Source organism: Vallitalea longa, from assembly GCF_027923465.1.
GTDB classification, from domain to species: Bacteria; Bacillota; Clostridia; order Lachnospirales; family Vallitaleaceae; genus Vallitalea; species Vallitalea longa.
The window spans coordinates 517,409-538,667 of record NZ_BRLB01000001.1 but is presented as its reverse complement, the minus strand read 5'-3'; the positions used below and the strand labels follow the sequence as shown (position 1 = coordinate 538,667).

The 21,259-nt window shown below is 31.4% G+C and carries 17 protein-coding genes; 10 read left to right on the top strand and 7 right to left on the bottom strand.

What is annotated here, in order from left to right:
* Positions 1-47: 47 nt before the first annotated feature.
* Complete coding sequence (yunB, locus tag QMG30_RS02335; protein WP_281811826.1) at positions 48-758, top strand: sporulation protein YunB; 711 nt, start codon at positions 48-50, stop codon at positions 756-758.
* A 39-nt stretch (positions 759-797) separates the two neighbouring features.
* Here yunB and QMG30_RS02330 read toward each other — a convergent pair whose 3' ends face one another.
* Positions 798-1,319, bottom strand: a complete 522-nt coding sequence (locus QMG30_RS02330; protein WP_281811824.1) for a peroxiredoxin — start codon at positions 1,317-1,319, stop codon at positions 798-800.
* Between the two features lie 417 nt (positions 1,320-1,736).
* Between QMG30_RS02330 and QMG30_RS02325 the strand changes: the two genes are divergently transcribed.
* The 9 genes from QMG30_RS02325 to QMG30_RS02285 all read left to right on the top strand — a co-directional run bounded on the left by QMG30_RS02325 (position 1,737) and on the right by QMG30_RS02285 (position 13,353).
* Positions 1,737-3,569: an alpha-amylase family glycosyl hydrolase gene (locus tag QMG30_RS02325; protein WP_281811822.1), complete on the top strand. Its 1,833-nt coding sequence runs from the start codon at positions 1,737-1,739 to the stop codon at positions 3,567-3,569.
* A 147-nt stretch (positions 3,570-3,716) separates the two neighbouring features.
* Positions 3,717-4,733, top strand: coding sequence for a LacI family DNA-binding transcriptional regulator (locus QMG30_RS02320; RefSeq protein WP_281811820.1), 1,017 nt, complete (start codon positions 3,717-3,719; stop codon positions 4,731-4,733).
* Positions 4,734-4,742: 9 nt separating this feature from the next.
* A complete protein-coding gene (locus QMG30_RS02315) occupies positions 4,743-6,542 on the top strand; it encodes an alpha amylase N-terminal ig-like domain-containing protein (protein ID WP_281811818.1) in 1,800 nt (599 codons plus the stop codon).
* Between the two features lie 18 nt (positions 6,543-6,560).
* Positions 6,561-7,838 carry an extracellular solute-binding protein gene (locus tag QMG30_RS02310; RefSeq protein WP_281811816.1) on the top strand — a complete coding sequence of 426 codons (1,278 nt, stop codon included), beginning with the start codon at positions 6,561-6,563 and terminating at the stop codon, positions 7,836-7,838.
* A 38-nt stretch (positions 7,839-7,876) separates the two neighbouring features.
* A complete protein-coding gene (locus tag QMG30_RS02305; protein ID WP_281811814.1) occupies positions 7,877-8,740 on the top strand; it encodes a carbohydrate ABC transporter permease in 864 nt (287 codons plus the stop codon).
* Positions 8,741-8,824: 84 nt separating this feature from the next.
* On the top strand, positions 8,825-9,595 hold the full coding sequence (locus QMG30_RS02300; protein ID WP_281811812.1) for a carbohydrate ABC transporter permease: 771 nt from the start codon (positions 8,825-8,827) through the stop codon (positions 9,593-9,595).
* A gap of 531 nt (positions 9,596-10,126) precedes the next feature.
* On the top strand, positions 10,127-10,960 hold the full coding sequence (gene dapF, locus QMG30_RS02295) for a diaminopimelate epimerase (protein WP_281811810.1): 834 nt from the start codon (positions 10,127-10,129) through the stop codon (positions 10,958-10,960).
* A gap of 30 nt (positions 10,961-10,990) precedes the next feature.
* Positions 10,991-12,226, top strand: coding sequence for an LL-diaminopimelate aminotransferase (locus QMG30_RS02290; RefSeq protein ID WP_281811807.1), 1,236 nt, complete (start codon positions 10,991-10,993; stop codon positions 12,224-12,226).
* A gap of 350 nt (positions 12,227-12,576) precedes the next feature.
* Positions 12,577-13,353: a hypothetical protein gene (locus tag QMG30_RS02285; RefSeq protein ID WP_281811805.1), complete on the top strand. Its 777-nt coding sequence runs from the start codon at positions 12,577-12,579 to the stop codon at positions 13,351-13,353.
* A gap of 104 nt (positions 13,354-13,457) precedes the next feature.
* Here QMG30_RS02285 and QMG30_RS02280 read toward each other — a convergent pair whose 3' ends face one another.
* The 6 genes from QMG30_RS02280 to QMG30_RS02255 form a co-directional block, all read right to left on the bottom strand.
* Positions 13,458-14,387: a GTP-binding protein gene (locus QMG30_RS02280; RefSeq protein ID WP_281811803.1), complete on the bottom strand. Its 930-nt coding sequence runs from the start codon at positions 14,385-14,387 to the stop codon at positions 13,458-13,460.
* A gap of 21 nt (positions 14,388-14,408) precedes the next feature.
* The gene (locus tag QMG30_RS02275) at positions 14,409-16,754 is read right to left on the bottom strand and encodes an ASKHA domain-containing protein (RefSeq protein WP_281811801.1); all 2,346 of its coding nucleotides are present in this window, start codon (positions 16,752-16,754) and stop codon (positions 14,409-14,411) included.
* A 115-nt stretch (positions 16,755-16,869) separates the two neighbouring features.
* Positions 16,870-18,222, bottom strand: coding sequence for a uroporphyrinogen decarboxylase family protein (locus tag QMG30_RS02270; protein ID WP_281811798.1), 1,353 nt, complete (start codon positions 18,220-18,222; stop codon positions 16,870-16,872).
* A gap of 26 nt (positions 18,223-18,248) precedes the next feature.
* Positions 18,249-18,884: a corrinoid protein gene (locus QMG30_RS02265; RefSeq protein ID WP_281811796.1), complete on the bottom strand. Its 636-nt coding sequence runs from the start codon at positions 18,882-18,884 to the stop codon at positions 18,249-18,251.
* A gap of 273 nt (positions 18,885-19,157) precedes the next feature.
* Positions 19,158-19,796: a cobalamin B12-binding domain-containing protein gene (locus QMG30_RS02260; RefSeq protein ID WP_281811794.1), complete on the bottom strand. Its 639-nt coding sequence runs from the start codon at positions 19,794-19,796 to the stop codon at positions 19,158-19,160.
* Between the two features lie 96 nt (positions 19,797-19,892).
* A complete protein-coding gene (locus QMG30_RS02255; protein WP_281811792.1) occupies positions 19,893-21,161 on the bottom strand; it encodes a helix-turn-helix domain-containing protein in 1,269 nt (422 codons plus the stop codon).
* Positions 21,162-21,259 lie beyond the last annotated feature (98 nt).

The following is a 21,259-nucleotide window of genomic DNA, read 5'->3' as shown; positions in this document are numbered from 1 at the left end:
ATAAGGATTAAGAAATGCTGGCAATAGTAATAGACATAGGAGGAGATATGAGAAGAAATATAAAAGGCAGAAAGCCAAGAAAGAACAAGAATAAGAAAAAACGCTTTGGAGCATATGTGTTTATTCTTATAGCAGTTTTAAGTCTTAGTTTTATATTTGTGTATACATATTTAGATAAGCAGATCTTGCCTATAGTAGTGGCTATGTCCCAATTGAAAATTAAAACCATAGCTACACAATCCATAAATGATGCAGTTAGGAGAACTCTAGCGGAGAAGGATATAAATACTGATGAGCTGGTTACATATTTTTATAATGAAAAAGGGGAGATAGTATCTTGTGGTATTGATACTATAACTATCAATGAAATATGTGCAGATGTGATAGATAAGATAGCAGAAGAAGTTGATAAGTATGCGGATGAGACAATACCCATTCCTTCAGGTAATTTAATAGGTTCTAACATATTCGCCAATACAGGTCCTAATATAGAAGTGGAAATTCTACCTTTTGGTACAGCAACAATTAATTATGACAGAGAATTTAAATCGACAGGAATTAACCAGATTAATCATAGGGTATGGCTGAATATAGAGACTACTATGCAGGTAGTAGTTCCTCTTGCTTCTGAAAAAGTAACAGTGGCACAACAAGTTACATTAGTAGATAGGATAATAAGTGGTACAGTTCCACCTAACTATGTTAATGTACCTGATAAGAATATACTGGATGTAGCTCCAGGAGGATTTGATAATTAGTAAGAAGAGAATAGTGTTTAGGCACTATTCTCTTAATATTTATAACATATCTTCTCCTGGCGACCAATCAATGGGACATAAACCTCCAGCTTGCAAAGCTTGTAGAACACGTAATGTTTCATCTACAGAACGTCCTACATTGAGATCATGTATGACACTATATCTTATGATGCCTTCTGGATCTACAATGAATAAACCTCTTAATGCGATACCTTCTTCTTCTATTAATACACCGTATTTCTTTGCAACAGATTTAGTTATATCTGATGCTATTGGGAAATTGATTTTGCCAAGAGCTCCATTTATCCATGCTTGATGAGAATATTGACTGTCTGTACTTACAGCAAGCATTTCTGCGCCAATATCTTGGAACTGCTTGATTTTCTTGCTATAACCTGTTATTTCAGTGGGACACACAAATGTGAAATCCAAAGGATAGAAAAACAGGACTAACCATTTACCCTTATAATCATCCAAATTCTTTTTGCCAAAATTAGTTCCGTCTCCAAGAGCTGTTGCCATATCAAAATGGGGTGCTTTATTACCTACTAACCTTTCCATTGATTATTCCTCCAAATATTTTATAGTCTGTATAAAGTATTTGATACTGAGTTGCATATTATTCTAATCAAGAGGGAATTAACTCAACTTTTCTATTTTTAATTTAATGGGAGAAAATAAAAGAATGTAGTTAAAGAGTTACAAAATGAAAAGATAGAAAAAGTGACTATATTTTTATTCTTTAAATCTTTTTTATTGGTTTACCTGCATAGAGTATTAAATCGGTAAAGTTAATTGATTAACTCATATGTATAATTTCAGAATAGTTTTAGGTTATAAGTTGACAATATTAGCTAAACATGATAGTATAATATATACTTATTATTAAAAATTGTAAACGGTTGCATAAATTATAAAATCAAACTTAATGTTTGGTTTATAATTATAAAAATAATAAGGGAAGGTTAAGGTGACGAAATGCAAAAAAGGAAGAAAATCTTTACTATCATCGTTTGTTTGACACTTATTATAACAACATTGTTTACTGGGAGCATAAGCATAAAAGCTTCTTCAACTTCTTCTAATCTTGACAGTAATGACATTGTCTACATGATATTGACTGACAGATTTTATGATGGAGATTCATCTATTAATGGTACAGTCGGGAATGAATATCGACCTGGTGAATTAAAGTATACACAAGGTGGTGATTTTCAAGGTATTATAGACAAAATGTCGTACATAAAAAATCTGGGAGTCACAGCAATATGGATATCTCCACCTCAGAAAAATGAACTTCTAAGTAGGGATGGTCAAGAATCAGGATATCATGGATATTTTACTAATGACTACAATACGACCGATCCACATTTCGGTAGCAAGGACAAATTGAAAGAGCTAGTAGATACAGCTCATGATAATGGAATAAAAGTCATTCTTGATGCAGTACCAAATCATACTGCTGATTATTTAGCTGGAACTTCTACATCATATTATCCTTCAACATATTGTCCTGCATCCCCATTCAATAATCCTAATTGGTATCATCATAATGGAGATATCACGGATTACAATAATTATCATGAGTTAGTCAATCATGATATGGGTGGGTTAGATGATATAGACCAATCAAATGTTGATGCGAAGAATGCTGTATTATCAGCATACAAGATGTGGATTGATGACATTGGATTTGATGGCATAAGAGTGGATGCGGCAAGTTCACTTCCAAAACCTTTTATTACTGAGTTCGAAGATTATGTTGGTGTTCCAACTTTTGGTGAAATCTTCAATGGTAGTGTAGATTTTGTTAGTGATTTTCAGAATTATCAATGGGGGGTTCTGGATTTTCCTGTATTTTTCGTAGCAAGAGAAGTTTTTGCTCACGATGAAGGATTCCAGTCATTGAAAAACATATTTGACCAAGATTATAAATATCAGAATGTCAATAATCTAGTAACTTTTCTTGATAATCATGACAGAGACAGGTTCTTATGCTTAGCAGACGATAGTTACAAAAAATTAAGACTAGGTATGACATTTTTATTCACCATAAGAGGTATTCCAGATGTTTATTATGGAACAGAGCAAGCACACTTCGGTAGTGGAGTACGTACAGAATATACTGGTATAGCGAATAAAGAAAATCGTGAAGTAATGAGTTCTTTTGACGAGACCAATATCAACTATCAACATATAAAAAGATTAGCTGAAATAAGAAAAGAATACGAACCTCTAAGAAACGGAACTCAAAGGGAAATGTGGTGTGATACTTTCGTATATTCTTATTCTAGAAGGAACGATGACAACGGTGATGAAGTAATAACAGTCCTTAATAATGGATTCGAGATCTCTACAAGAGCTATTCCATTAAGAGCGGAGAGTTCAATAACTGTTGGTACAGAACTAACTAATCTCTTGGATACATCTCAAAAAGTAACTGTTACTTCAGGTGGGGTAACTGGCAAACAAATAGATGTTAGCGTAGATGGAAAAGAAGCAATGATATTAGTTAAAGGTAATCCATCAAGTTATACACCTCCTGTTCCAGTCACAACTAAAATAAGAGTCCATTATGATGTTGGTTATGGTAACTATATGTTCGTAAGAGGTGAAAATTATCCACTTAGATGGAATCAAGGAAGAATAATGAGAAATATCTCTTCAGATGTATGGGAATTTGAAATGGAACGTATTGAACCAGGAGAGACAGTTGAATTTAAAGCACTTATTAATGATAATTCCTGGTCGACAGGCAACAATTATACAGTTACTGGTGGGCAAACAATAGATATCTATCCTAATTTTTAATTAAATAGTACAATTCCTGTAGCTTGAGCAAAATATTGTTGCAAATCCATGTAGAAAGGTATATATTAAAAATACCAATTTTTTTATAATTATTAGTGTAAACGGTTGCACTAAAAATGATTGTATTTTGAAAGAGAGTGAGAAAATATGGGAGTGACAATTAAAGATGTTGCAAAAGCTACAGGAGTATCAACAGCTACAGTTTCTAGAGTAATAAATAATAGTCCACTGATATCTCCAAAAACAGCAGAAAAAGTTAAATTGGCTATGAAGAAGATGAATTATTATCCTAGCAGTATGGCTAGAGGATTTTCTAATCAGAATACATATAATATTGCTTTAGTAGTTGATATCAATAATTTTGATGCATTTGATAATCCTTTTTTCTATAAAATTCAGTATGGAATAGAAAAAGTGATATGCAATAAAGGATATAATTTAATTATAGCTAATGAAAAGACTACTATAAATAAAGGTAATACTCTGAACAGAATAATTTGTGAAAAAAGAGCTGATGGTATTATTTTTCCAGCGCTTCTATTGAAAAAGAATATTATCAAGAACATGGAAGATCTGAATATACCATATGTAGTCATTGGAGAGCCACCTAAGAATTATGATGTCAATTGGGTGGATATCAATAATAAGATGGCTGGTTATATCGCTACTGAACATCTGATAGATAATGAATACAGAAATATAGCGTTTGTTTCCAGTAATCAAAATGATACTTTTAATATGAAGAGATATAGAGGCTATAAAGAGGCACTAAAGGATAATGGTATAGCATTTGATGATAGATTATTCACTAAAAACATTACAGGAAATATTGATGGATATAACTTAATTAAGAATTATATGGATAGAAACTATATTCCCGACTCATTTGTTTTCTCCAGCAATTTAGCTGCCTTTGGAGCCATTACAGCTCTAAAAGAAGAAGGATATAATATACCTGATGATATAGGTGTGGTCAGTTTTGATAATTTCTTGGTAGCAGAGTTGACTAAACCAGAGATGACTACAGTAGATATAGACGTATTGGAATTGGGTATTCAAGCGGGATCTATGCTAATCGGTGAAATCAATTTACCATCATCAAGTAAACATAATACTTTATTGTCGGTTAAATTAATAACGAGAGGTTCAGCCGAAAGGAGTTAAGTAATTGACATGATATATGAAGCGATTATTCATGAACAAATAAGGGATTATATATACCCCATCAACTCTTATCAATTAGCAATCAGGATAAAAGCTAAAAAAGGTGATATCAAAGAATGCATATTGCATTATTATAATATGCAGAAAACTACTATTTCCAATAGTTCAAAAGTCAGAATGACATGTTATGCTAGAGATAAGAGATTCGATTATTATGAAGTTTTGATTGATACAGGAGAAAGAACCAAATACATAAAATATTTTTTTGAGATTAATGATGGAATTAATGTAGTGTATTTTAATTATTATGGTATTTCATTAACTGTACAGGAGGAAGGAAATTTCCAATATCTTATCAGTAATGAAAAAGATTTTCTGCAAATACCACATTGGGTTGAAGAATCTATTTTCTACCAGATATTTCCGGAAAGATATTATGATGGAAATAAGGAGAATAATCCCGATGATGTTGTAGAATGGGGGAGTTCACCTACCAGAGAAAATTTCATGGGAGGTGATTTAGAAGGAATACATAAAAAAATAGATTATCTGAAAACATTGGGAGTTAATGCTATATATCTTAATCCAATATTCGAGGCACCTTCTAATCACAAATACGATACAATGGATTATTTTAAGATAGATAAGCATTTTGGAGATATAGATGACCTAAGGAAACTTGTACTAGTACTTCATGAAAATAATATCAAATTGATATTAGATGGAGTGTTCAATCACTGTGGATACTATACTAGGCAATTTCAGGATGTCATAAAAAATGGAGAAAAATCTAAATACAAAGATTGGTTCTATATTGACCAGCTTCCAGTAGATACCGATGAAATCAATTATGAGTGTGTAGGTTATTATAAATGGATGCCTAAGCTTAATTTCAATAATGAAGAAGTTAGAGATTATGTAAAGAAAATAGGCAGGTATTGGATTGAGGAAGCTAATATTGATGGTTGGCGTTTGGATGTTGCAGATGAAATAGACACCACTTTCTGGAGTGAATTCAGAAGGGAAGTAAGGTCTGTCAATCCAGAGTGCTTTATATTGGGAGAGACTTGGATTGAAAACAAAAGTATGTTAAGAGGAGATCAGATGGATTCTGTCATGAATTATTTGTTCTTCTATGCAGTCACAGAATATTTCGCAAAAAACACTATAGATACATTTGAATTTGATTCTAGAATCAATCAATTCCTAGGAGCTTATTCCAATAGAGTACATCACTCCTTATTTAATCTAATAGGGAGTCATGATACAACAAGATTCCTAACCTCATGTAACAAAGATATGGATAAGTTAAAATTAGCAGCCGCTTTTCAATTATTATTTATCGGCGTTCCATGTATATATTATGGTGACGAAATCGGTATGGAAGGTTCAAATGATCCAGGTTGTAGAGGGGCTATGAATTGGAGTTTTACTGAAAGACAACAGAACCTATTAGAATATTATAAAAGACTCATACATATAAGAAAAAAATATAGAGCTTTAGTAGAAGGTAAATTCAAATCCATTTATTGTAGTAATGAAAATTTAGTTTATGCTTTTGTAAGAGAGATAACTAGGGAAAGAGTATATGTAATACTTAATAATGAAGATAAGATTAATGAAATTACAATACCTTTATTAGAAAAGTATGATGAAAACAGGGTTATTGTAGATATAATCACAGATGATGAATTTCAAATTTCTACATTACAGAATGAGAAATATTATAATTGTGATATATATCCTTATGAAAGTAGCGTAAAAATTAATATTGAATCATATGGAGTGAGAATTTTAATTGTTAACTAAATAATTAGGAGGATTACAATGAAAATGAAAAAAACAATAAGTATTTTTTTGATGTTTATATTAATTATTTCTATAGCTACAGGGTGTAAAAGTGATAAAGCAACGAGTAGTAATGGCTCGGATGAAAGTGTGACTATAACTTTTTGGCATCATTATAATTCACAATCAGCCGAAAATAAAGTATTAAATGAAGTCATTATACCTGAGTTCCATAAAAAACACCCTAATATAAATGTAGAAACAGTCTCTCATGAATGGGCAGAATTGCATAAGAAGATATTAGTAAGTACCAGTTCTAATCAATTACCAGATGTGGCTAGAGTTGATATCGCTTGGGTTCCAGAATTTCAGAAATTGAATATATTGAAAAAATTAGATTCAGAAATGAAAGACTTCAAAGAGATTTCAAGCAATATAATAGATGGACCTATGAATACTGCTAAGATAAACAATAATCATTATGGATTAGGATTAAATACGAATACAAAAATTCTATTTTATAACAAATCCATGTTAGATAAAGAAAATATAAAAGTTCCAACTACAATGGATGATTTTTTTGAAGCAGCCAGAAAGATGAGTAAAAAAGATGGTAAACAGATATGGGGATATGGTGAACCAGCATTGTCTGGTTGGAATATCTGTCCTTTCATCTGGAGTAATGGTGGGGATATTACTGATAAAGAGTACAAAACAGCAACAGGATACATAAATAGCAAGAAAACAATTGATATCATCCAAAAACTTGTAGATCTATACAAAGACAGTGGAATGATAGGATTCAATAGTGGGGACATCCCTCTAACAGATGGTTACGGTCAAGGAAGATACGGTATGATTATTGAAGGACCTTGGAAATTCGCAGAATTAGAAGGTTCTTACCCTGACTTTGAACCTATGACTGCTCAGATGCCAGCTGGAGAAGGCGGTTCTGTTCAGGTGTTGGGTGGAGAGGATATAGTTATGTTTTCTGATTCCAAGAAAGAGGCAAGTTGGGAATTCATGAAATTCATGACAGATAAATTTGCTCAGATAGAGATGGCAAAAGTAGGTCAGATTCCAGTCAATAAAGAAGCTATTGATTCAGAAGAAGTTAAAAGTATAGAGAACTTCGCACCATTTCTTGAAGCAATAAAAACTGCAAAACCAAGACCTCCAGTATCCACATGGCCTGAAATAGATAATGAAATTACAAGTAGTATTACAATGGCAATGTTGGATGATAAACCTGTTGAAGAGATTATGAATGAATTAGCTGTCAAGATAGACGAATTGTTGGAGACAGCAAATAAGTAGCAATGTTTCTATATTATACATACAATTGAGGTGAAGAAATGCGTAAAAGAGTTCAAACCTGTTTATTATTGTTTCCTGGATTGATTATTTTTGGATTATTTACCATTTATCCCATTATCAAATTATTTGTCATGAGTTTTTTTGACTGGAAGATAGGACTTAATCAGACGTCGCAGTTTATTGGATTTGGTAACTATGTGAGAGTGATTGAAGATACGGTATTTCATACTGCTGTAGGTAATACTCTAATGTATGCAGTCATTACTGTTCCTTGTCAGATCATCATAGGTCTTGCCTTTGCGGCATTAATTAATTGTATAACCAAGTTCAAAGTAACTTTTAGGGTATTCTACTATCTACCTGTCATAACATCATGGGTTATAGTTTCATTAGTATTTAAGTACATATTTAACAATGAAGGTTTATTGAATTACCTTATAACTGAGATTTTGCATTTGACTAATAATAATATAGGTTGGCTGGATAGACCTAACACAGGATTGTTAGTTGCCCAATTACTTGGTATATGGAAAGGGATAGGATGGAATGTTGTAGTATTTTTAGCTGCTCTGCAGTGTGTGCCAAAGCAATTGTATGAGGCTGGAGATATAGATGGGTGTGGTAATTTCAAGAAATTCTTCTATATCACCATTCCTCATATTAAGAATACTATATTGTTTGCAGTGGTAATGTTAAGTATAGGTGCATTTAATGTATTCACCTCAATTCAATTAATGACCGGTGGTAAACCAGCTCATAAGACGGAGGTAATATTGACTTGGATGTATTATAAAGCTTTTGAAGCTAGAGACTTTGGATACTCTGCAGCTCTATCATTCATAACGGCTTTGTTGATATCAATAATAACAATTATCCAGTTCAGGGTATTTAAGAATGATTGACTTAGGGGGTAATAGACCATGAATGTTAGAAATAAATTTTTCAAGCATCTAATATATATTATATTAATTATAGGGGTCATTATTATGACATTACCAACAATATACATGATAAGTACTTCTCTAAAACCTAATGGTGCATTATATGAATACCCTCCTAGGTTGTTTCCCAGTAAAGCAACAATCGAGAATTATATTTATGTAATAAAAGAAGTTGATTTCTATAAGAATTTTATTAACAGTGTTATTGTTTCAGTGTCCACTATTGCTATAGTGGCCCTGGTTTCATCCAGTTTAGCTTATTGTATTTCAAGGTTGAATTTTCCAGGTAGAAAATTCATCTATGTAATGATATTAAGTACCATGATTGTACCGGGGATGACACTGATTATTCCTCAATTCGAGTTAGCGGTTTTTTTTAATATGACTAATAAACTAAGTGGTTTAGTTCCCATATACGTATCTTGGGTTGTGCCATTTTCAACGTTTATGATAAAAGGATTTATTGACGATGTACCAAAAGAATTTGATGAAGCTGTTTTTATTGATGGAGGTAATATATTAACAATATATAGGCATATTATGTTACCCCTTGCAAGTCCAGCTATCGCAACTGTCAGCATATTCAATTTCCTGACTGTATGGGAAGAATATCCATGGGCATTGACAGTTCTGAATGATAAAGACGTGAGAACTTTGCCTATAGCTATTTCTGGATTTTTCGGACAACATAATTTCACTCAATGGGGATATGTTTTTGCAATGTCAGTCATATCTCTTCTACCTGTTATCTTGATATTCATATTCTGTCAGAAATTCTTTGTTAAAGGATTGTCAGGAGGGGCTGTTAAAGGTTGATTAACAGAAATGATTAGTAGATATTGTTATTAACTTATTTAGATAAATTATTATATAAAAAAAGTAGTAGTATAGACTGGTAAAAAGCTGATTAGGGATTCTCTAATCAGCTTTTTAAAATGATATATTAGATTCTTGATTATTTTTGTATTAGTTCAGAATTATTCTAAAATGAATAAGATAGTATAGCTTTCTATTTTCCTTGAAATCTTCTTATGAGCTTAATTGCTCTAATCAATCTAGAATAATAGTAAATGTCTGTAAATTTTAATTGTTTTTCTTGATTTTATATAATTAGTTATGTATAATAAAATAGTATTTGTAATTAGAACCACTATTTCGGTGGATAATATTTTGATAAGAAGAGAAATATATTAAGTAAGACAATTTCATAATTACTTTGGGCTGATTCTACACAATATGTTGGATTCTATCTACAATAATAATATACATATTGTGTGTATATAATCAAATCAGGAATTATGCAATTATCTTAAGTATTATAAATAAATTTATAGTGAGGTGTTAGACATGAAGTTTACTAAGATGCACGGTTGCGGAAATGACTATGTTTATATTAATGGATTCGAAAACTCTATCGACGACCCATCAGGATTAGCCACAAAAATGAGTGATAGACATTTTGGAGTAGGTGGAGACGGTATAGTATTGATTCTGCCAACTGAAAAAGCTGATTTCAGGATGAGGATGTTCAATGCTGACGGGTCAGAAGCAGAAATGTGCGGTAATGCAATAAGATGTGTAGGAAAATATGTATACGATAATGAAATGACCCAAAAAGAAAAAATAACCATAGAAACATTAGCTGGTATCAAGACATTGGATTTGACAGTAGAAAATGGAAAAGTTACATATGCAAAAGTGGACATGGGAGAACCAATTTTAAAAGCATGTGATATTCCAGTGGTTAGTGATAAATACCCTGTAATAGGTGAAAGAATAGATGTTCAAGGAAAAACTTATGAATTTACTTGTGTATCAATGGGTAATCCACATGCTATAACTTATGTTGATGATACTGATAATTATCCAATAGAAGAAATAGGTAAGATAGTAGAGATAGATGATAAGTTCCCCAAGAAAGTCAATGTGGAATTTGCTCAAGTAATAGATAGAAAAACGATAAAGATGAGAGTATGGGAAAGAGGTACTGGCGAAACGCTAGCCTGTGGTACAGGTGCATGTGCTACATTGGTTGCATCAGTACTCAATGACCTTGTGGATAGAAAAGCGGTCATAAAGTTGATTGGTGGAGATTTGTCCATTGAATGGGATGAAGAGAGTAATCACATATTCATGTCAGGTCCAGCAACTACAGTTTTTGAAGGTGAATGGCTACTGTAAATCTACGACATAGAATAGGAGGTAAATATAATGGAGACGTATATTCAAGAATTGATTGCTGACAGAATCGGAGGTAATAAATTCGGTAAGAGCACAGTAATCTATAAATTCGAAAAAATAAAAAGAGCCAAGGCGGCTGCAATAAGTGAGCATCCAGATATGGAAATTATCGATATGGGTGTTGGTGAACCAGATGCTATGGCTGATGAAGGTGTTGTAAGGACTCTAGCAGAAGAAGCGGCTAAATGGGAAAACAGAAATTATGCTGATAATGGTGTACCTGAGTTCAAAGAAGCAGCTGCGAGATATTTGGAAGAAGTCTATGATGTAAAAGGAATTGACGGTGCAACAGAAATCAATCATGCTATAGGTTCAAAACCTGCTCTTGCCATGATGGCTCAGGCTTTCATTAACCCTGGTGATATTACATTGATGACTGTACCTGGATACCCAATAATGGGTACTATGACTAAATGGTTAGGTGGAGAGGTATATAATCTAAGTCTACTGGAAGAAAATGATTTCTTGCCTGATTTGGATTCAATACCTGAAGATGTTTTGAAGAAAGCTAAATTATTGTATCTGAATTATCCCAATAATCCTACAGGAGCAGTAGCACCAAGAGAATTTTTTGAGAAGGTCATTGGATTCGCTAAAGAAAATGATCTAGTTGTTGTACAAGATGCGGCGTATGCAGCATTGACTTTTGATGGTAACAGACCGTTCAGTTTCTTGAGTCTTGATGGAGCTAAAGATGTAGGAGTAGAGATTCATTCATTATCAAAAGCTTATAACATGACCGGTTGGAGAATGGCTTTTGTAGCAGGTAATGAAAAAGTAGTTAGTGCATTTGCCGCAGTAAAAGATAATAATGATTCAGGACAATTCAAAGGGATTCAAAAAGCAGGTATATATGCATTAGAACATCCAGAAATTACAGAAAAGACTGCTGCGAAATATTCCAGAAGACATGATATGTTAGTTGATGTTTTAAATAAATTAGGATTTACTGCTAGAAAACCAAAAGGTTCTTTTTACTTATATGTTAAAATTCCAAAAGGAGTTAAAGGTGGAGAGACTTTTACTACAGCAGAAGATTTTTCACAGTTTCTCATAAGAAAGAAATTGATATCCACTGTTCCATGGGATGATGCTGGGGCGTTTGTAAGATTCTCAGTTACGTTTTTGGCAGATACAGAGGAAGAAGAGAAGAAAGTTATAGATGAAATATATAATCGCTTATCTGATGTAGAATTTGCTTTTTAATAAGTATATTATGAATAAGATGAAAATAACGGGACGTTCCCATGAAGGGGACGTCTCGTTTTGTTCTCTTGTAGGAATTACAAATCCACTTTACTGAATGAGGCAAGGCTTTTCTTATTCTATGAATTAATGTTTATATTGAATTGAATAAGTCTGAATTTATTCAATAGATGAAATATTCGGGAATATCACAAGAGTATTATTAAACCAGTAAGTTTATATCTAATATATTTACTGAAAATAGTGCGAAATATATAGAAAATTAAGTTATTATAACAATTGAAATTATTCATAATAATGATACAATTATATTGTCAAAGATAATATACAAGAGAAAAGGAGTTAAGATTATGAAAAAAACAGTTAAATTATTAATGAGTATTAGTTTATGTATGTGTATGATGATGACTTTATTTAGTTTTAACATTAATGCAGCAGACAATGATAACGTTAAGTTATATTATGCAAATGCACAGAGTAAGTATTATCCTGGAGAAAGTTCGTATAATCAATATACAACAGTAGGAAAAATTGCTGTTAAAGACTTAGGTGATGATGCAAAGGTATTTGTCCATTTTGTTGATTGTATTGGTGAATGGCGTGATATACCAGCTACTTATTTAAAAAAATCATCAGATGGATATAAAATATATACTTTTGAAACAGATAGGAATCCTTGGCGTGGATATTATAACCCATATGAGTGTACTTTTGCAATCAGATATGAAGTGAATGGACAAATTTATTGGGATAATAATAATGGAAAGAATTATTTTGTAGGTTTATCTAATGTAGGTGGTAATTATCCACGTCTTGTATTGAGTAAAAGCAAGTTATTATTTGATGGTGATCAATACTACGATGGTTATGTTACAGGAAGAATAGTAGTTAATGATACTGCTGATAATGTAACAGTACGATATAAGATTAAAGGTACTGATACTTATAAAGAAGTAAAAGGTTACAAAAATTCATATCAAAATCCAGATAATTCTTACGAATATTGGTCATTCAAAATCCAGAAAGATTTATTTGAAGAATATGATTTTACTATTGAGTATGAAAAAGATGGGCATACATATGTAGATGATAATTTCGGAGATCATTATTATCATAATAAATATTAATTCTATATGTACAATATGTAGATTATAAAAGTAAATCGAATTCAACATTGTGTTGTAGAAATCACGGGACGTTCCTACGAAAGGAACGTCTTATTGTATTTTGCCTAAGAAATGATATCAATTTTATTTTTCAGAGATTGTTGAATGAATGTTAGTATTTTAGAAATGATACCAATACCGATTTTTGATATCAAAACCAATGTTTGATCATCAAATTTTTCTGACGTATGTTTATATTGTATTACATCTAATTTTTCATTCACCGTATCGATTTTGTAAGTGATCCCTTCTATAGTGATGAATCCCTTAATACGATAACAGAATTCTTTTAGGAAATTGATTGTAGTAATGATATCATCAATAGATATATTGTTATCTTTCAATTTGATGATTATGGTTTTAGGTCTATTCTCAGTTGTATTAGAAGATTCTCCTGCCTCATTAGTTATAATCGCAGAGAATTTCAACGAATTGAAATCGATTCTACCATTAACCATTTCATAGATTGGTGCTTGATTATTGATTGAACGTAATTTGTTCTTTATTTCTGTAGCTAGTTCAGGACTTATCAGGTCCATTTTGTTGAGTAGAATGATTTTGCTATGTTTGATTTGATTTTCTACACTAACCATCATATTGATTTCTTTCATGAAATGCAGTCCATCAATAATGCAGATAGATCCTTCATAAGTGAAGTCATGACTACATTGTTCTGTAAGCAAATCAATTATAGTCAACATATTGGCAGGGTCTGCTAATCCAGAACTTTCAATATATAGATTCTCCAGTTTTCTTTCTATAAGAATACGAAGGCTTTCAATGAAATTGTTTTTTAGGCAACTGCAAAATATAGAACCGTTAGTAAGTTCTATCATATCCATATCTTTTCTTTGAACTAAAGAACTATCTATGCTGATACTTCCGAATTCATTCATCAATACACCTGATCTAGAAGTATCGTTATCTAGAACATTCTGAAGAAAGCTTGTTTTACCTGAGCCCAAAAATCCTGTTATAAGATATATTTTTGTCATGAATATCAATCCTTTTATTTGTTATAGCAACTCAAAATACATGTTCATAATATATTCTTCATTGAATTTCATATTTGTGGATAGTTCAATATAATTGCATTTTGACTTTATTTCATTAAAATTATTAGAGCTGTTATCATCCAAAAGATATTTTACACATCCACCTAATGAACTGTTTCCCAATATTTCAATTTTATCTTCTAGGTCTTTCTGGATTAATCCAATAGTAATTGCGTTAGCTATATTGAGATTACTTCCAAATCCTCCTGCTAGGTATACTTTGTCAACTTCATCAAATGAAATCTTGGCTTCATCTATCAATACGCTTATTCCTGCTGAGATAGCTGATTTAGCAAGTTGAAGTTGGCGAATATCTTCTTGATATAGAGCTATTTCAGTATTGGTATCTTTGTAAATGGTGAATTTATCGTTATCTATTCTACCTGTATTATCTATTATTTTATTTTTTATCAACTCAGATGTTATATCAACCAGAGCTGAACCACATAAACCTTTTGGTGTACCATTTCCTATAACTTCGTATTGAATATCATCATCATCTAATGTTATATTACAGATAGCACCGTTTATACTACCCATACCACATTTTATATTAGCTCCTTCAAAAGCAGGACCAGCAGCAGTAGCGGCACAAATAATATGGTTATCAGTTTTTAATGCTATTTCTCCGTTAGTACCTATATCAATAAATAAAACATTTCCTTCTTGTTCAAGTAAATCACTGTAATAAAATCCTGCTGTTATATCTGAACCAATATATGCTGAAACACCAGGTAGAAGAGTAACTTTGCAATTAAGATAATTATCCATGAATATTTGGTTATAACAATATTTGTGAAGAGATAAATCTATTGTAGTAAATGGACTTATGGATAATTTATAAGGATTGATGCCTTCCAATAGATACATCATAGTTGTGTTACCACTTATTGTTATTTCAACTATATTATTTTTATCTATATCTTTTTCTTCAACTATTGTTTTAATACCTGATGTTATTTCTTTACAGATTAATTCTGTTTGAATGTTTTCGGTATCTTTTATTGCATAATTGATTCTGCTGATTACATCCGCACCATATACCTTTTGAGGATTAACATTTTTGAAAATGCCTATTTCTTTATTGTTTAGTAGATTTATCAATGTTACCACGATAGTAGTAGTACCAATATCTACAGCTACACCATAAGCATTGATTTCCTTATTGGCAGCATGTAATATATTTCTATTGTTTTCTGACAATAAGTAGATATCTTTTTTGAGGCTGTCTATTCTTGATAATTCTTTTATTGCGTTCAATGAGTAATTAAAGTTAAATTGTAGTTTTTCATTGATTAATTCAGTTACACTGTTATTGTTATCTGCACTTTCAGATATACCATCGACTTTAACTAATTGGTATTTGGGACTAGTGGCACAATTAATATTGTAATCTGTTTGTATTTTGGAATTATTATTCTTTTCTTTTAATTCAATAGTAATATCCTCAGTTACTTTATGGAAGCAAGATAGAATTATTCTTTCATCGATTTCTTTTTCAGTCAAAAATTTCTTTTCTGCTTCAGATAATTCAACATTTCCTTTTAAAAGTTTGACTTTACATTTACCACAAACTTTCTTACCGCCACAGTATGCTTCGATAGGGAAATTGTTTTGTCGTATGACATTTAATAGGTTTTCATTCTTTTTGACTTGGTATCTGTAGGAATCGTTACCTTGTTGAATGAAAACATTGACTTTTCTATAAGGACAAGTCAAATTACTGCATTTGCTACAGTCATGATCCACTGTAGTAGGAGGTATATTGGCAGATGCCCCATAATAGTAGGATAATGTTTTGGTAGGAGAGAACATGTATCCAGTTGTTATTGTAATATCAGTATTTTCCTTTTCATTTATCATATCAAGTATATCCTTCTGGAATTTTATACTTGATTCACTTGAGCCAGGTTCAACTCTTGAGGTCAGATTAATACCTTGGTTACCTTGCTCTTTCTGTAGTAATTTGAACATAGAAGTACTGATATCATATAACATCTGGTCTGCAATGGAATTCAACATCATACCTTTTAGGAAATCATTGTTATCAAAATATCTTTTTATCTCTTTATCGATATAACTACCTAATGTCACTATACAGAAAATAACTTTTTCACAGTCATTATCTATATAATTGTGATTATCTTTTATCAGATAATATCCTTTAGGCGTAATTCCTTCAACAGATTGTTCAACTACCTCTTCATATATTTTACAGTACTCATCATAATTAGTACTATCCTCATAGCACTGCATAACATCAAGTACCTCTTTTTTATTCAATAACTTACTAAAATTAATTTCCATAAGAATCTCCTCAATATATTCTCATATTTACTTTATTAATTATAAAAGCAAGAGAGTTAAAATATAAGTATAATTATATAAATTATAACTCTAAATATTCTAACTCTCAAGGATTCTATAAATATGATTCTATTACGCTAAATAATTCTTCCTTACTAGGTATTATGGAAGCCCACTTCAGTTCACCGTTGATATAAATACTTGGTAAATTCTTAACTCCCATTTTTTTACATCTAGCAATATTGATCTTTTCAGTATATTTGTATTCAATCAAATCTATTTTATCACCAAAATGATCTTTAGCTACATTAGCAGCATCCATCATATATGTACAAGCAGCACATGATGAAGAATCAAGAGTGAATACTTCAATAAATGGTTTTTCTAAATTCTTATAATCTGGTATATCAACATCAATGTCATCATCTTTTGATTCATAGTTTTTAACCATTTCACGTATAGTATCAGTATCTTTTATTGTTTGACCTATAGCGATTGTATTGTCTTTTGGTACAGCGTAAGGCATATCGCAACCAGGTGATATAATCAGATTATCATGTGTCAATGTATCTATCATATTAACGACATATTTCATATTGTCCTGTTGAGTTCCATGTAACATCAATGTTGTCAATGGTATGTTACCACCAATTGTTATATTGTATTTATCAGTTATCTCTTTAGCTGATTTTATATCTACATTCTCATCTATAGAAATTGAATCTGGATTGGTTTTACACATCACTTCTATTTGTCTTGTAGCATTACCGCAAACAAAAAATGAAGATTTCACATTTTTCATGTTTATATAATCAAATATAGTGGAGAATGATTCGTGACATAGAGCTGTAAAATGTTCTGGAGATATTTGAGATACTAACGGGTCAACTACAGCTATCACATCCATACCAGCTTCTGTATAAAAATCTATCATACGTAGAGCAACTTCTGTACAATATTCCATTAATTGCTTAACATAGTTTTCATCTAATATCATATCCATAAAAAGGTTATTACCTCTTAGATGGGATGCAAGTGTGAAAGGACCGCATATTAAGCCATAAAGAGCAGTAGTATCTCCTACGGATTCTTTCATTCTGTTCATTACATCAAGAATAAGAGGGATTCTTCCACTTTCTTTAGTAGGAAGTTTACATTTACAAGGTATTCTTGCTTCATCTTCACATATATGTGATTTAACTGATGGAGGACAATCATCTGACCAAACAAGGTCACAACCAAGTATCTCAGCTTCTACCTGTAAATCAAAAATCACTGGAAGACCGTCTGGTTGATATAATTTATGAGCTTCCATTAATGATTCATATAATTTATCGGAATCTTTTAATACTTCTTCTGCTGTATAACCTTTAATTGATCCAGCATGGACACCAACAAATGGAACCCAAGGTATTTTATCAGTGGATTGATGTTGCATAATATTAAGTACTCGTTCTTTTCCTGTCATATTAACACCTTTCCTCTCTTTAGTTTTTAGTTTAAAATTAATTCTTTAGCAACTTCTGCAGCTGTTGCAGCATCTGAGGTATAACGATCTGCACCAATTTCTTGTGCATAATTATCAGTAACAGGAGCTCCGCCAATCATAACTTTTACTTTATCTCTTAGTCCTTTTTCTTCTAATGCATCAATAACTAATTTCATATTAGGCATTGTAGTAGTAAGAAGAGCGGACATTGCAACTATATCAGGATTATTTTCTTCAACTGCTGCTATGTATTTCTCAGGGGAAACGTCAACACCAAGATCAATAACATCAAGTCCAGCACCAACCATCATCATTCTTACGAGATTCTTACCTATATCATGTAAATCTCCTTTTACAGTTCCGATAATAACTTTTCCTACTGGGTCTACACCTTGTTCTTCTAGTAATGGTTTGATAACATCAAGACCACCATTCATAGCTCTAGCAGCAATCAATACTTCTGGTACGAATACTTCATTTTTCTTGAACTTTTCTCCTATAACTCCCATTCCATCAAGTAATCCATTAAGAATTTCAGATGGATCAAGTCCTTCAGATACAGCTTGTTTAGTTAAAGAAACTACTTCTGGCATTTTTCCCTTTTGTAAGTTTTCTGAAATATTTTGTAGTAATTCGTTCATTAATCAGCACTCCTTATAATTTATTTACTCAACTTTCCCACTTCAATATTCTATGCAGAAAAGCTAATTAAAAGGCTTTGCAGAATAAAAATATAGGTGTTCCTTCTATCTTTTTATTCTGCAAACCAAACCTATTACCTTTTATTTTCCTGCATTAAATTAAAGGTGGGAAAGTTGAGTTATTTATAATAGTATGTAATTATTCTAGTATACAATCAATATTAAATATAGAAAAATTATATTTAATTTTGTACTATTTTATCTTGTAGGATATCAAGAGTCATTAGAAACAATTTCTTTAGCTAGTTCAGCGGCACTTGCAGCATCGGTGGAATATATATCTGCACCTATGGTTCTTGCATAGTTAGAAGTAATTGGTGCACCTCCGATAAAAATGGTAATATTATCTCGAAGTCCTTCTTCTTCTAATAGTTTAATAGTATTTTTCATAGTTATCATAGTTGTGGTAAGAAGAGCGGACATCGCAACTATATCAGGTTTATACTTTCTGACTGCTTCAACAAATTTTTTGGGTGATATGTCAACGCCTAAATCAATTACTTCGAATCCAGTGCCAACCATCATCATTTTGACAAGATTTTTCCCTATATCATGTAAATCACCTTCAACTGTACCGATAACTACTTTTCCAATATAGGTGCTCATATTAGGATCAACAAGGGGACTTATTATATCAAGAGCGATATTAAATGCTCTTGAAGCAATAAGTACTTCTGGGACATATACCTTATTTTTTTTGAATTTATTACCGATAATATCCATAGCCGTAATTAGAGTCTCTAATATCTGCTGATAAGTATAACCTTTTTCTAATGCAGAAATAGTCAATTTACGGACTTTTATTGATTGACCTTCTTGTACATATTTAGAAATTTCATTTAAAGTATCCATACAACCACCTTTTTACCTGTATTATGCTATAATCTAATATCTCAACGTCGATATTTAATTGATTTGTTTTATGGAATATAGATGTTGCGAGAAGTATCATAAATTAAACATTTTTCTGTATTTTCCGGGAGATACGTTCTCATAGTTTTTAAATACCTTAGTATAATAACTTTGATCACTAAAACCCATCATAACAGCTATATCACTTATGCTATATTTTAAATCCAGCAAGTATTTTTTGCTTTCTTCAACTCTTACCATATTAAGATATTCCGAAAATTTCATATTGGTTTCTTTGCTAAAAAATCTACTGAAATAAGTTGGGCTCAGACTGACATGTTTTGCAACATCGTCCAAAGAGATATTTTTATCATAATTATTATTTATATATTGTAAAGCTTTTTTGATAACGTTAGTGTTTTCAACGTTATCTTTATTTAATTTGAATGCAAGTTCTGTAAATTTTTCTAGAACCTTTACTATCCATACACATAGTTCCTCTATATTGTTGATACTAAAAGCTGTTTTGTAGAATTTTATGTTTTGTGTGAAAATTTCTTCGAAATTGCCTCCCCCTTCGACTGCAGCCCTAGACATTACAACAACTAGTTCTATAATAAAAGAAATGACCATATCATTATTGCCGCTGTGTTTAAATAATATATAACCAAGGATTTCATTAAGAATGGCTTTCGCACCGTCTAAATCCCCTCTTCTGACTTTCCCACTTAATTCTTTTTCTAGTTCAATAGGATAAGTCTTACGTTCATAATTATTTTCTTCTTTAATTTCTTGGATATTCTCATTTATTATTTTTTGTTCCAAATAGAAATCCCTTTTTTTCTTTAATTCGGATTTTTGGTCTCCTACAATATCTTTAGTGATTATATATAACAGATTAGCTAAGTATCTAACTTTTTCAGGAGCCACTATAGGAATTATTTTATAATATGACTGCAATATACCTCTTGATGAAATAGGTATATTATATACTTTTATTAAATTATCAATAACATATGGGTCTGTAATATTCATTTGTATTGGACCTGCCAACAGAGCACCTCGAAAAACATTTCCAATAACGATTGCAGATGTAATGTGAACTAATCCTCCAGGACAGAAAAAAATATATGACTCACCTAACGATTCCGATTGTTTACTTGCATATAAATGCGCTCCACAGCATGGGCACTTATCACCAGTAAGTTCCATGAATTTATTACAATAATTGAAAATTTCTCCTTGAGAAAAAACTGTAGATCCTGTATCATCAATCAACATACAGTTTATTTCTGTTATTTTGTAAAATAACTCCATATGCTTTTTTATAATATTCAACTCATCTTCTTGAAAAAAATCTAACATGGGTAATCACCTATTTTTATAGAATGTATATTTATTAGAAATATATATATATATTATCATAGATTTATAATTTTTAGTTGTATTATTTTTGCTTTTTT

Excerpts from the sequence above, each read along its gene's own strand:
- QMG30_RS02305 (WP_281811814.1), top strand. The coding sequence starts at position 7,877 with ATGCGTAAAAGAGTTCAAACCTGTTTATTATTGTTTCCTGGATTGATT.
- QMG30_RS02280 (WP_281811803.1), bottom strand. The coding sequence starts at position 14,387 with ATGACAAAAATATATCTTATAACAGGATTTTTGGGCTCAGGTAAAACA.
- QMG30_RS02265 (WP_281811796.1), bottom strand. The coding sequence starts at position 18,884 with ATGAACGAATTACTACAAAATATTTCAGAAAACTTACAAAAGGGAAAA.
- QMG30_RS02285 (WP_281811805.1), top strand. The coding sequence starts at position 12,577 with ATGAAAAAAACAGTTAAATTATTAATGAGTATTAGTTTATGTATGTGT.
- QMG30_RS02330 (WP_281811824.1), bottom strand. The coding sequence starts at position 1,319 with ATGGAAAGGTTAGTAGGTAATAAAGCACCCCATTTTGATATGGCAACA.
- QMG30_RS02300 (WP_281811812.1), top strand. The coding sequence starts at position 8,825 with ATGACATTACCAACAATATACATGATAAGTACTTCTCTAAAACCTAAT.
- QMG30_RS02325 (WP_281811822.1), top strand. The coding sequence starts at position 1,737 with ATGCAAAAAAGGAAGAAAATCTTTACTATCATCGTTTGTTTGACACTT.
- QMG30_RS02260 (WP_281811794.1), bottom strand. The coding sequence starts at position 19,796 with ATGGATACTTTAAATGAAATTTCTAAATATGTACAAGAAGGTCAATCA.
- dapF (WP_281811810.1), top strand. The coding sequence starts at position 10,127 with ATGAAGTTTACTAAGATGCACGGTTGCGGAAATGACTATGTTTATATT.
- QMG30_RS02275 (WP_281811801.1), bottom strand. The coding sequence starts at position 16,754 with ATGGAAATTAATTTTAGTAAGTTATTGAATAAAAAAGAGGTACTTGAT.
- QMG30_RS02310 (WP_281811816.1), top strand. The coding sequence starts at position 6,561 with ATGAAAATGAAAAAAACAATAAGTATTTTTTTGATGTTTATATTAATT.
- QMG30_RS02320 (WP_281811820.1), top strand. The coding sequence starts at position 3,717 with ATGGGAGTGACAATTAAAGATGTTGCAAAAGCTACAGGAGTATCAACA.
- QMG30_RS02315 (WP_281811818.1), top strand. The coding sequence starts at position 4,743 with ATGATATATGAAGCGATTATTCATGAACAAATAAGGGATTATATATAC.
- QMG30_RS02255 (WP_281811792.1), bottom strand. The coding sequence starts at position 21,161 with ATGTTAGATTTTTTTCAAGAAGATGAGTTGAATATTATAAAAAAGCAT.
- QMG30_RS02290 (WP_281811807.1), top strand. The coding sequence starts at position 10,991 with ATGGAGACGTATATTCAAGAATTGATTGCTGACAGAATCGGAGGTAAT.
- yunB (WP_281811826.1), top strand. The coding sequence starts at position 48 with ATGAGAAGAAATATAAAAGGCAGAAAGCCAAGAAAGAACAAGAATAAG.
- QMG30_RS02270 (WP_281811798.1), bottom strand. The coding sequence starts at position 18,222 with ATGACAGGAAAAGAACGAGTACTTAATATTATGCAACATCAATCCACT.